The 12,863-nt window shown below is 52.7% G+C and carries 8 protein-coding genes; 3 read left to right on the top strand and 5 right to left on the bottom strand.

Annotated elements, in window-relative coordinates; all coding sequences use genetic code 11:
• Nucleotides 1–13: 13 nt before the first annotated feature.
• From SH248x_RS07165 to SH248x_RS07145, 5 genes are all read right to left on the bottom strand, one after another.
• Nucleotides 14–586: a chemotaxis protein CheW gene (locus tag SH248x_RS07165; RefSeq protein WP_459557842.1), complete on the bottom strand. Its 573-nt coding sequence runs from the start codon at nt 584–586 to the stop codon at nt 14–16.
• Between the two features lie 197 nt (nt 587–783).
• Nucleotides 784–2,493: a protein kinase domain-containing protein gene (locus tag SH248x_RS07160; RefSeq protein ID WP_459557841.1), complete on the bottom strand. Its 1,710-nt coding sequence runs from the start codon at nt 2,491–2,493 to the stop codon at nt 784–786.
• A 341-nt stretch (nt 2,494–2,834) separates the two neighbouring features.
• Nucleotides 2,835–3,896 carry a TIGR03032 family protein gene (locus SH248x_RS07155; protein WP_459558593.1) on the bottom strand — a complete coding sequence of 354 codons (1,062 nt, stop codon included), beginning with the start codon at nt 3,894–3,896 and terminating at the stop codon, nt 2,835–2,837.
• The gene (locus SH248x_RS07150) at nt 3,784–8,226 is read right to left on the bottom strand and encodes a beta strand repeat-containing protein (RefSeq protein ID WP_459557840.1); all 4,443 of its coding nucleotides are present in this window, start codon (nt 8,224–8,226) and stop codon (nt 3,784–3,786) included. Before SH248x_RS07150 ends, SH248x_RS07155 begins: the two co-directional genes overlap by 113 nt.
• A gap of 435 nt (nt 8,227–8,661) precedes the next feature.
• Nucleotides 8,662–9,879, bottom strand: a complete 1,218-nt coding sequence (locus SH248x_RS07145; RefSeq protein ID WP_459557839.1) for a XylR family transcriptional regulator — start codon at nt 9,877–9,879, stop codon at nt 8,662–8,664.
• 305 nt (nt 9,880–10,184) lie between these two features.
• Between SH248x_RS07145 and SH248x_RS07140 the strand changes: the two genes are divergently transcribed.
• From SH248x_RS07140 to SH248x_RS07130, 3 genes are all read left to right on the top strand, one after another.
• A complete protein-coding gene (locus tag SH248x_RS07140; protein WP_459557838.1) occupies nt 10,185–11,234 on the top strand; it encodes a DUF1559 family PulG-like putative transporter in 1,050 nt (349 codons plus the stop codon).
• A gap of 105 nt (nt 11,235–11,339) precedes the next feature.
• Nucleotides 11,340–11,810 (top strand): carboxypeptidase-like regulatory domain-containing protein, encoded by a 471-nt coding sequence (locus SH248x_RS07135; RefSeq protein ID WP_459557837.1) that lies wholly within the window; start codon nt 11,340–11,342, stop codon nt 11,808–11,810.
• A 33-nt stretch (nt 11,811–11,843) separates the two neighbouring features.
• Nucleotides 11,844–12,824, top strand: coding sequence for a metallophosphoesterase family protein (locus tag SH248x_RS07130; protein ID WP_459557836.1), 981 nt, complete (start codon nt 11,844–11,846; stop codon nt 12,822–12,824).
• Nucleotides 12,825–12,863: the final 39 nt, after the last annotated feature.

The raw sequence follows: 12,863 nt of genomic DNA, 5'->3' as shown, positions 1-12,863 counted from the left end.
AAAGTCGTCTGTATCAGAGTGATTTGTTCTCAGTTGTCGAAGTCCCCGAGAGTCTTGATTGACCGTCTTCAAGAGCCAGCTGATGGATGTGTTCGAGGTTTGAGATATCGAGTAGCTGTTCAATTTCCAGCAGGATGATCAGTCTGGTATCGACTTTCGCCAGTCCCGAGATGTAGCTTGCCTGCCCCGTTCCCAGAACGGTCGATGCTGACTGAATCTGATCCGAAGAAATCCGCAAGACTTGTGTGACATCGTCGACTGTGCAACCAACGATTTTCTTTCCAACCTGTGCCACGATTGTTCTTGTTTGAGCGTCCCGAGGTTTGGCCTCCAACCCCAGCAACACTCGAAGGTTGATCATCGGGATAATCGTGCCGCGTAAGTTACTACAGCCTTCCACGTACTCTGCGACTTGTGGCAGGCGTGTGACACGTTCGGGGATCACGATCTCTCGAATATGGTCAATTCGAAAGGCATACTCCTGGTCAGCGAGGACAAAACCGACGTATTGTGTTGACGTTTTAACGACAGCCGTGGTTGCAGGCGTCGCTGTCAGCGGAGGTTGTCCAGGGTCGGCGGGCATCATGTCGCCTTCGTTGAGCTCGAAATGAATGGAGGAATTGGGCCTGGGTGCACTCGCAGCTGTCCTGGCGGGGTGCAATTTCATCCGCATTGCTGGTTTGAAGCACTGCGGTGAAGCCAAGCAATTGATGATCCGCGCAATTCAATACAACTGTCAAGCAAGAAGATCTCGATGTCCGTCAAAGTGGGAGGACTGGGAGGTTAATTCCGGCAACTTTGCAACAATCGGACGAACCGGGCACCGTCCAAATCGCTTTCTCCCAGATAAACGATTCCCTGTCTGGTGGCGCCTGCCACTCGCAGGTGTCCTTTGGTTTCAAAGATCACTGCCGTGGTGCCGCTTTGGCCCTTCAGCTGTTCCAGCTCCGCGACGACGCCTTCTGAGGTTGAATCTGTTGCCACGATGACCAGCTTGAGATCGGCTGTCATTTCGGTGAATTCTTCGCGCGAGTTTTTCACGTCGACTTCCAGTAGACGACTTTCGCGGATTAGGTTCTGTAAGGTTTGCGGAACTCGTTCTGATGTCGCGAAGATGGCGAGTTTGAGATTTGACGGGTCGACCGGTTCAGACAACGGCCCACTCGTGAGATATCTGGAACTCAAAGCATGCACTAACCGCAGGACTTCTTCCAGACGGCATTTTTTAGGAGCTAGTACAACATGCCCATGGTTCTCGGCACGAGAGATTTCGTTCAGGGAGACATCACTGGAGCTAAGTACCGCTGTGAAATCACTTTGCTGGCTGTGATGCAACAGTTCATGGATCAGTTCCAGCCCTAATCCATCCTCAAGCTGCTGAGCTGTTACGAGAAGATCAACGTCACTATCGACGAAAGCTGCTTTCCCTTCGGCGATCGAGGTCACGCTGACGACCTGATCGATCCCTGACTGCTTCAGCGCACTCTTCATCACGGCAGCTTGCAGCTTGGATGGCTCGATCATCACCACTCGTCGCAGTGGTTTTTGAAGTACGGAAGAATCTGTCTCAGAACGCTTGTCATTCGACGCAGTGGCAGCCGTTGACGAATCCGGTGCGCGCTGGTGAATCAGTCGAATCAATTCTCCAGCCATTTGCGCGGCGGTTTCGTAACGATTCTTTCGATCCTTCGACATCGCGCGGGCGATGATGTGATCGCATTCAGCGGGCAGGTCTGTGACATAGTCGCGCGCCTTTGGAACGGGGTCCTTCATGTGTGATGACAACACCGCGAAGATTGTCGTCGCATTGTGGTATGGAAATCTTGCTGTCAGCAATCGAAAGAAAGTTGCTCCCAAGCTGTAAATATCAGTCCCTGCGTCGACGGGTTTTCCTTCCAGCTGCTCGGGGCTCATGTAATGCGGCGTTCCCATGATCTGCCCTGCTTTGGTCACCGCCAGTTGATTTTCCTGAGTGGCGTCCAGAAGTTTCGACAGACCAAAATCGACGACCTTGACGACTCCGCTTTTATTGAGCATCAAGTTTTCGGGCTTGATATCGCGATGCACCATCCCTTCCTGATGAGCTGCGTCCAGTCCCATGGCTGCCTCAGCGGCGATCCGACATGCCTCCCGCCAAGGCAGAGGCTGCCCACCGTCCACTTTGTCGGCCACACATCCACCAGGCAGCAGTTCCATGATCAGATAGTATTGACCTTGCCATTCTCCGATATCAAAAATCGAAACGACATTCGGATGACTTAAGCGGCCGATGGCTTTGGCTTCTCCGAGAAATCGCTGGAGCGCCATCGGCGTTCCTAACAGATCCCGGCTGAGGAGTTTGAGAGCGACTTCTCGTTCGATTAAGGGATCGAACGCTGCATAGACGACTCCCATCCCCCCTTTTCCGAGCAGGGAACGAATCTCGTATTTACCGATCAGACTGCCGGGAGCATGATCCTTGACCAACGGTTTCGAAGACGGATCATCACCCATTTCCACGATTGTCCGTGCGTCGAGTCCCCCTATATGTGTGGTGGAGGTGACACCCTCATCACGTGGACCGGTCGCAGACACGCCCTGATCTGTCGATATCGTTCGATTCAAGATAAATTCGTCGTCGTTTGAATTCATGGGGAACTGCAGCCCTCTTGTCGCAGATGTCAATTCTGGACGTCTTGTCGCACCGCATTCTCACGTGAACGGGATTGTCAATTCGAGTATATCCTGCCGGAGGATAAGGTTTCCATTGTCAACCTGGAATTCAGAGTCAAAGCAAAGCCGTCCAGCATCTGAGAACAATAGCGGCAGATTGCGACGATCTGCCATGCGTTATCTCAGGCACGATAACTCTCTGGCACGTTTAACAGTGACGTATCCGGCAGGACGAATGAGCCAGCGAGCAGGTCTGCATCATGATTGATCAACTCCGGCCAGCGAACATTCGGGAGCGCCTGGACGGCGAAGATTTCTTGTACGGCATCCTGGAACTGGACGAAGCCGAGCGTTTCGCCGGTGTGGATGTGGATGGCCCAGACACCGCAGATTCGTTCCTGGACTTGATCGGTGAGTGGAATGCCACTGAAGATGGCGGTTTCGCGAACCTGCGAAAGTCCGACGAAGGCAACCGGACCGCAGAAGTCCAATCCTCTCGTAAATCCAGGGGTCTGAGCTAATGGCTTGTATTTTCCGGTCGCGGGATCGACAAATCCAATAGTGCCGGCGCCCGACTCCAGAACCCACAATCGGCCGTCATACCAGCGCGGGGAGTGTGGCATTGAGAGGCCTTCGAGCACCACCTCGCCGGTCAGCACATCCATCAAAATGCCGCCGTCCTTTTTGGACGCTCGCCAGCCAGCAGGTTCATCACTGCGGCCAAGTGCTGTCACATAGCGAACCTGGCCGTCGCGCAATCCCATGCCATTCAGGTGACACCGATCTTCCGGCGCGAGACCCGTGATAAATGGCGGTTGCCAGCGTGGAACAAAGCTGTACTGCTCACTTCGTGTCGCCAGACAGGAGAAGCGGGTGTTGACGAACCAAAGTTCGTTTCCGACCCACGCCATCTCGTGAATCTGCATGTCCCCGGTCACATGACCGACGCGTGGCATGTAGCAACAATCGCAGGCTAACCCTGCTTCGGGCATTCCTGAGTCGGTCGCCGTCTGGCGTGACGCGACGGCGTTGTTGGTGTGGTATTCCCAGATTTCATACCGCGTGCCAATCGCCAGCCGTGGACCCTTCACAGCCAGGCCCATCGGCTTGTCAAAGTCACGGAAGTGAGTATTAAGAACGCGACCGTCGCCGCGCACCACGACGAGTTTCCCCGCTTGATAGGTCGTTACCAGCAATGAAGTATTCAACTGGTTGAGGATTGCTGGGAACGTTGTTGTATGAATACTCCGCAACGGTTCGGGAGTCGGTGCTGGCTCCGGTGTCGGTGTCGTCGAGGTTGATTTCGTAGGCTTGTCTGTCAAAGCTGACCTCCTGGGTTGCGATCAAACGCTCGGGACCGGCTTCAAAGTTGCGGTGACTAATGGCTCTGTCGCCGCGGGCGCCACGACGATCGATGATATCGATTCCTCGCCCACCGTCCGCAGTCCATCTCTTATCGAATGATCCGCTTGTTTCGGTATAGATGTCGTCGCCCTGTCCCAACCTGATTGTTACGGGCGATGCGAAGATGTTATTGGCATGCGCGAGTGTGTCATTTCCATCACCAAGATTCATGTTCACATTTTTCGCAAAGCCGGCGGCGATGCCCGACACTTCATCCTGGCCATCGCCAAGTTTGATCGTCAGATTCTGTCGGAACGAGATGCGGTCGTATTTGATGACGTTGTCGCCGTCTTTGAGTTGCAGGTTGACATCTGCATCCATGCGTGTTGGAACCTGGAATCCAAGGAAGCCTTCGCTCGATCCATCACCGTGGACGAAGTAGACATGGTCGGCGTCGCGTCCGCCTGTCACAGTCAAGCCTCGTTTGAGTTGAAGGCGTCCAGCAACGTACAGAGTGTTCTCTCCATCGCCGAGTGTGACCTTAATGGACTTGACTTTACGAAATACCCCGAGCATTGTTTCGAGTTGACCATCGCCCGTCTTGTCAATCCAGACAGAGACGACTCCATCGGCTTCGCCACGGATTCCGATCTTCGAGTGACTTACGCCGCTTTGGTCGGTAATCACCAGTTCGCCTGTTCTCGAATTGAGGGTCGCGACTGCTGATGTTACGTCGTTCGAGAGATTGCTTTCGAAGGCACCGAGGTCGACCTGATTGTTGAGAATACGGGAATATCCAGAGCCTCTCTGATCGGAGGTCAACGCGTTGCCGCTGGCGTCAACGGCGAGACTGTTGTTCCCAGCATTGATCGCGGCGCTTCCTGCCAGAAGAGCCTGTGTCCAGGTCGGGCCGCCGTTATCCTGCAGGGCTCCGAGCATCGGATCCTGGCCGGTGATCGTGTTCGTCAGGCCGGTCGTGTCGCCGTTCTCGATGAGATTGTTGCTGCCCGACATCGATTGGACACGATTGAATAAATCACTTCCTCCAGAGCTGTTAGCGATGATTGTGTTGTTGATCGTGACGTCTTCATAGGATGAGTTATAAAGCCCGCCACCGTCGCTGTTGGACGTATTGCCACTCAGTGTGCTATTGGTGAGTGTCATATTGCTGAAGTTAGCGATTCCCCCGCCTTTACCGCCAGTTGTATTTCCGCTGAGGGTACTGTTGATAATCGTTAACTCACTAAGATTGGTAATACCTCCGCCTCTGGCGAAGGATTCGTTCGCATAGTTCCCGGTGAGGGTGCTGCCGGTCATTGTCATCTGACCGTAGTTGTAGATGCCTCCCCCATCGCCGTAACCCGAATTGTTACTGCTGAGGGTGGTGTCCGTAATCGTTACAATTCCGCCACGGAAGTTATAGATCGCACCACCACCGCCATTACCGTTGCCGGATGTATTCCCGCTCAGTGTGCTGTTGATAATCTTCAAAATGCCGGTGCCTGCATTGGAGATTGCACCCCCATTACCTGCGGTTGCATCGTTTTCTTTCAGGGTGCTTCCAGTGATCGTCAATGTCCCGCTATTGTCGATTCCTGCGCCATTGTCGTAACCAATCGTACTGCCGTTACTGATGGTCAAGCCATTGATCTCTGCCGTCACGCCGCTTTGAACTTCCAAAACTCGTGACGTGTTGCCGCCGCTGATGGTCAGCTGACTGGCTCCCAGTCCGACAATCTTCGTGACGCCAATCGTGTCGCTGAGCGTCAACTGTCCTGTCAGCAAAGTGATGGTCTGTCCCGACAGATTGAGGGCGAACGTGATGGTATCATCGCCAGGGTTAGTGTTTGCCTGGTCGATGGCATCACGAAGGCTTCCTGCGCCACTATCAGCCGTGCTGGTGACGGTATAGAAACCCGGCCCCACACTTGATTCAAACGCACCCATATCGACGACACCACCGATTATCCGGGCAAATCCCGAACCGCGCTGGTCATTCGTCAGACGGTTCCCATCAGAATCGACTGCTAAGCTATTGCTACCGGCATTGATTGCTGCGCTGGCATCCTGAAGCGAAAAGGTTTGCGTGATGCCACCATTATTCTGCAAAGCTCCCAGCAGTGGATCCTGTCCTGTAATCGTGTTGGACAAGCCGGTTGTGTCGCCATTTTCGATCAGGTTGTTACTACCTGAGAGATTGCCGTCATTGGTCAGGTCACCACCTTTGGTACTATTCGCGACGATGGTATTACTCAGCGAAAGCGTGCCAAAGTTCATAATGCCACCGCCCCCACCCAGATTCGCGGTCGTTGTATTGCCACTCAGCGTGCTATTGATAATCTCCAGGTTACCGTTGAGATAAGTGAAAATTGCACCACCATTGGATGCAGTATTGTTGGCCAAGGTGCTGTTGATCAGAACTGCCTTTTGGCTGCCATTATTGTTATTGCTGGTTACGGTGATTGCCCCACCAAAACCGGCTGTGTTGCTGAGAAACGTGCTGCCTGTGATCGTCAATGTTCCAATACTTTCAATCGCTCCGCCGTCGTAAGACGCACGATTGTTACTGAACGTCGTATTTGAAATTGTTAGTCCTGCATCGTTCTGATTCTGAATGGCACCACCGTTACCGTAGTTGGCCCAGTTGCCGGTGAGAATGCTGTCAGAAACAGTCAAACGGCCGGCATTATTGATTCCCCCCCCGCCCCCTTCGTAGTTGTAGCCGTTTTCAATCGTCAAGCCGCTGAGCTCGACGCTGACATTTCCCTGAACGTTGAAAACCCGACTGTTTTGATTACCGTTGACAGAGATTTGGGATGCTCCCAATCCGGTGATTGTCGTCGTGCCGGTTGTATCCGTGAAGCTGATTTGCCCTGAGGTCAACAGGATGGTTTGACTAGATAAACTGGAAGAAAAGTTAATGGCATCTTCACCCGGATTGCTATTGGCTAAGCCGACTGCGTCTCGCAAGCTGCCATAACCGCTATCGAGGTTATTGGTTACCATAATGGTCGCATTCTGCAGTTCGAACGCACCGAGATCGACGCGACCCGCCATCACGCGGTTAAAACCAGACCCGCGCTGATCGTATGCCAGAGGCGTGCCATTGGTGTTGATGGCGTAAGCATCGTTGCCCCCGTTGATCGCGATACTCCCTGCCAGCAGTCCCATTGTCATGGTGGGACCGCCGTTGTTCTGTAGCGAGTCAAGCATGGGATCAGTGCCAGCAATCGTATTACTCAGCCCGTCTGTATCGCCGGTCTCAACAAGATTACGATCTCCCGACATATCGCCGTAGTTACCGATATCGTTACTGTCTATGCTGTTGGCAACAATTGTGTTGTACATCACGAGGGTCGCGGCATTGTCGATCCCGCCTGCACCCTGATCATCTCGCCCGACGATGCCTGTGTTGCCGCTGATCGTACAGTTGGTCAACGCCAGGGATGCGTCTTGAAAAATACTGGTGACGTTTGAAATTCCCCCGCCACCAAACACTCCGGTATTGCCGGTAATTGTGACATTAATGAGTGTTCCATTACCATCAATGTTGTAAAGACCACCACCAGCGCCGCTGGTGTAGTTGTCAGAAATGGTACTGTTTGTAATCGTCAGCGAGCCAGAATTGGTGATACCACCGCCACCTTGCCCATAATAGGACTTGTTGTTACTGATGGTGCTGTTTGTAATCGTAAGCGTTCCCTGACTCACGATTCCGCCACCCCCATCGACGGAGTAGGACCCACCTGCAAGATTTCCTGTGATCGTACTGTTGTTGATGGTAAGGCGACCGTCACTCCAAATTCCTCCCGCATCAGTTTTGGTGTTATTGCCACTCAAAACGCTGTTATTGAGGGTCAGCGTCCCCTTATTGTAAATACCACCGCCATCTTTTCCTGACTCATATCCATTTTTGATGGTCAATCCGTCCAGCTCGACCGTCACATTGTCGTCGATTTCAAAGATACGGCTGGAATTATTCCCGCTAATGGACAACACGCCCGACCCCAGTCCATCGATCGTGGTTGCGCCGCTCGTGTCGGTGAACTCGATCTGACCTGAAGTCAGCGTGATTTGTCCCGACAAGGTGGAAGCGAACTGAATCGTGTCCGCCCCAGCGTTGCTATTGGCCTGATCAATGGCATCTCGCAGGCTTCCAGAACCGCTGTCGTTGAGGTTAGTCACTGTGTAAGCAGAGAGCAGCAGTCGACTCTCCAACTGCGCGGACATCAATCCTGAATAAGCAAAGCGAACTGAATTCCGGCGGGCAGAAGCACGAGTTTTTGTGTGGCGTGACAACTGATTAAAAGATCGCGACGAGAATTGATCTAACCACCAGGAGTATCGTTCTTTGAACATCAGTAGTCTCTAAAGCGGCAAAAAAGGGAGCATGGGGCAAATAAACAGGCCGGGAAGAGGTTACCGGATAATACGTGGATTAACAAGTACTTTTATTTGCCAGGCGAATAATCAGGGGATGAATGATTCAACCTTGTCTATTCTAATCATTGTATCGTTTTTGCACATGAGTCCGCGATCTTCGTGGCCTGCTCTCCTCATCCAATTCGAACGGAACACGAGAGTGATTTCTCGTTCGTATGGCTGCAGAGTGCGACTGAAATTTGCTGGGGAGAAGCCGAGTTGCATACCCATTGCGATGACACGTCACAAATCATCGCCAACAAATTGGACTTTCTTTGGCGTTGCTCGAAACTCCGTTGGTGTCTGACCGGTTTCTCGTTTAAAGAACCGCAGGAATGTTTCCATGTGGAAGTAGCCGCACCGTAACGCGACTTCGTTCACCGTCAGCGATGTATCGCCAAGCAGGTGGATCGCATGAGTCAGCTTGGAACGACGGATGACTTCTGCTGGTGAGCATTTCAATGCTCGTTCAAAGCGACTTTCCAGAACGCGCCGTGATGTTTTCATCGCGGTCGCGATATCGCTGACCTGGATTGGCAAGCTGATCTTCTCTCGCATGTATTGAATCGAACTGCGAACAAGCTCATCCTGAACGAACACCGTATCGACCGACGTGCGTTCTGCAATGCTCCGAGGTGGAATCAGAATCGGCTGCTCCGGTGCAGGGGAGCCATTGATCATTTCAAGCAGCAGTTCGAGTGCACAGGCACCGACACGCCGGGGTGACTGATCGATGTAAGCAATGGGCGTCGGTGCTAACGAGGAAATCAACGGGTCGACTTCAATCGCCAGGATCGCGACGTCATCGGGGACGGAGAGATTTGCACGTCGACAGGTCAAGGTAATTTCATGAGCGATCGTCGTTGTCCAGACAAGGACAGCCGTCGGCTTCGCTAACGATAACAGCCAGTCAGCCATGTTCGTTAACTGGCGTCCAAGATTGAGTTCCCCAACATTCGGTTCGTGCTCAAAGAACGAGACGCGATGTCCTTTCTCTTGAATGACCTGCGCATAGGCGCTCTCTGCGATCCCGGAATAGTTGAGTGTGGGGGGATAACCGACGACGCCGAAATTCGTCCAGCCTCGTTCGAGAAAGAACTCTGCAGCCATCCTGCCGCAGGCGATTTCATCGGAAACGACTTTGGGAATCTCAGTGGAATGCTCGCCCAGCCAGGAAACATTGACGGCAGGGATTTTGCGTCGTCGAATTTCACGAGCGAGATTGTCATCGGTCAGTCGGCAGATCACTCCGTCGCCGCTCCAATAGTCAGGAACCTGGATCGACTCATAGAAGCCACGAGGTTCAAGCGCGAATTCACAAACCCCTGTCTCAAGGCCTTTCTCAGCAACTCCAGCGAGGACTTGCCGACTCCAGGCGGTCGCCGTCTGTACGAGGAGGGCAATTCGTTTTTGTGGCTTTCGCATGCTTTCAATGATGCCCGTATACGTGACTGGAGTCATCTCTGGCGAGGTCAGGATTCGGTTTCACTATAACGACGATCAATGATGAGATTGTGAAGATCTCTTAAAAAAACGAGGACAAACTGTCATCTCGAATGGCGCAAAGCGTCATCGCCAAATCGAGAAAATCAAGGCAGAATTGTGAACGTCGAGGCAACTGCCGGTCAACCACCGGAAAGTTCAGACACATCACACATCTAGCCTTTGCGATCGTACCGTTCACGCGTTTGTTCTCATACTTCCTGGTTCATTCGACGATTTGAATGTTCCGCGTCTTTTACTTAACCGTCCTGGAGAGTTCGATCATGCCTCGCTCCAACTGGTCACGACAAAGCGGATTTACGTTGATTGAGTTACTGGTGGTGATCGCGATCATCGCCACTCTGGTCGCATTGCTGCTACCTGCCGTGCAACAGGCTCGGGAAGCAGCCCGTCGGTCACAATGTAAGAACAACCTGAAGCAACTCGGCATCGCGATTCACAATTATCACGATACACACAATGCGATTCCTCCCTTCGGCCTTGGCGGGAGTGTCACTTATGACTACACGCCTCACGTCAGCATTCTGCCGTATATTGAGCAGGCAGCCCGGTTCGACGTTCTTTCCGCTGGTCGTTTCAATATCGAGCCGTGGCACACCTCAGATGCCTGGAACGGGCAGATTCCGGTCTTCAACTGCCCATCGGATGCTGCTGGCACTCATCCGGAAGGCAAGGCAAGCAATAACTATTGCTACTCAGAAGGCGATCGTCTGATGGAATATTACAACACGCGTAATAATCCGCGTTCTGCGTTTCCAGTCGGACCGGCACGACAATTCAAACACATCACTGATGGCTTGAGCAATACTGCCATCATCAGCGAGCGATGCTCCAGTCCAGAGTTCAGTGGAAAAGACTACAACAAAATTCGTGGCGGGATTCTTCTCAACGTTCAAACCTGGTACGAAGGCCCGCAGACCTGCATGAACTACCGTGGTCAATCAGGTCAGTTTAATCTGGCCCTGCCAGGACGAACGGGTGCTACCAAAGCTGTTGGCGGTCAAGGTTTTTACTTCAGCTACTGGGGATTCAATAACGCTCGCTTCCAGACCATCATTCCGCCCAACGGTCCCAGCTGTTCTTACAACACGACTAATCCAGCCTCGGAATCCAATCTCAACCCTCCGACCAGTTACCACCCCGGCGGTGTCAATTTGTGCCTGGGAGATGGCTCGGTGAGATTTGTCTCTGACTCAATCGATACAGGAAACATGGCTGCCCTGGCGAAAGACGTCTCGACCGGTAAATCTCCGTTCGGAACCTGGGGAGCGCTCGGTGCCATCAACGATGGAGCCGTCGTCGGAGAGTTCTAGTTCACTTGAAAGTATCGGAATGACGACTCAGTGGCTCGCAGGTCATAAGCCACTGAGGTTTTCCTGTCCTCTCTTTTTCTCCTACGGCTAACAAAGTGAGATGTCATGACGTCGAGAATAGCGCAGTTTGTCATTCTGGGACTCATAGTGATTGCGTTGATGCAATCCGGTTGCCAGAAGTCAGGGCTGACCGGCCTTGTACCCGCGAAAGGGATTCTCAAATTTAACGGTCAGGTGCTCGATGGTGCCACCGTCACTTTCGTACCGTCGGGGTCTGGAGTGTCACAAAGAGCGGCTTCTTGCATCACGGACGCGTCAGGTGAATTTTCGATGGGGACGCTCGAGCCGCAGGACGGCGTCTATCCGGGCGAGTATCAGGTCATTGTCATGAAAAAGATCGATTCAACGATCAATACTCATGAAGATATCGATGCGGGCAAAGCACCGTCCAAGACCGGGAAGGACAACATCAAATACATTGTTCCGAAGAAGTATGAGAATCCAGAGACCTCGGGCCTGGATGTTACGATTGGGTCAAAAGGTGATGAGTCAATCGTTCTGGAAGTTGTCGAGTAGTCCCTGATTGTTCCTGGTGAAAGGATGAAGTCTATGTCGAAGACGCCTGCTTGGATGTCTCGTCGCAACTTTCTCAGCCTCACAGCGATGACGGTTGCTGGTTCTACAATCACGTCTAGCAGTCCTTTCAAAGCGAGCGATCGGCTTTCGCCTGCAACCACGAAACCTTCGGGTGCGCTTCGAATCCTGCATCTGACAGACATCCACATCCGTCCCGAAGAGCAAGCCGCCCAGCGTTGTGAACGGCTTCTTACGGAAGCAATTCGTCAGGCTGGCGATTTCGAACTGGTTCTTAACGGCGGGGATTCAGTTTACGCAGTCGATTACGACAACATCACCCGGGAACGCGTTCTCGAACAATGGGAACTCTGGGATCGCTGTGTCGTGAAGCCACTTGGTGGAAAACGCATGCTATCGGCCCTGGGAAATCACGACATGTGGTGGGCGGCTCCCAGCAAGACTCATGACATGTATGGTAAGCAGTATGCACTTGATCGACTTGGTCAGAACAACAGATATCTGAGTACGGTGGAGTCCGGCTGGCTGATTCTCGTTCTTGATGGGAACAACTCCGGACTGCTCGACGAGGAACAGCTCACCTGGTTCCACCAGCAACTCAGGGAGCATGCTGAGCTACCGGTCTTGGTCATGTCACATCAGCCGATTCTTTTCGCGCAGCATTTGTTTCAGACAGGAATGTCAAAACGCAAGCATCAAATCATTGACCCGGTTGTCAACTGGAAGCTGCAGGCGCGTCCGGTTTACTTTATCTCGGGGCATGAGCATATGCTTGATCAAGTCTCCTATGCCAATGTTACGTTTCTCTGTAACGGGGCATTCAGTGGCGCGTGGTGGGAGTACAGCCTGCAGAAAAAAGACATGTACGAAGGCAACAACAGTGTCGCGGGGACACCCATGGGTTACGCGATCATCGACTTGAACTCTGACGGGACGCTCAACAATCAGTACATCGAAACAACGGATTGCCGTGATGGTCAGTTGCTTCCTGTCTAGCGTCTCAAGATCTCTCTGCGGCTATTCACTTACTTCCAA

Source organism: Lacunimicrobium album (genome assembly GCF_052161635.1).
In the GTDB taxonomy this organism is placed as follows: Bacteria; Planctomycetota; Planctomycetia; order Planctomycetales; family Planctomycetaceae; genus SXPC01.
This window is presented reverse-complemented; position numbering and strand designations above follow the sequence as displayed.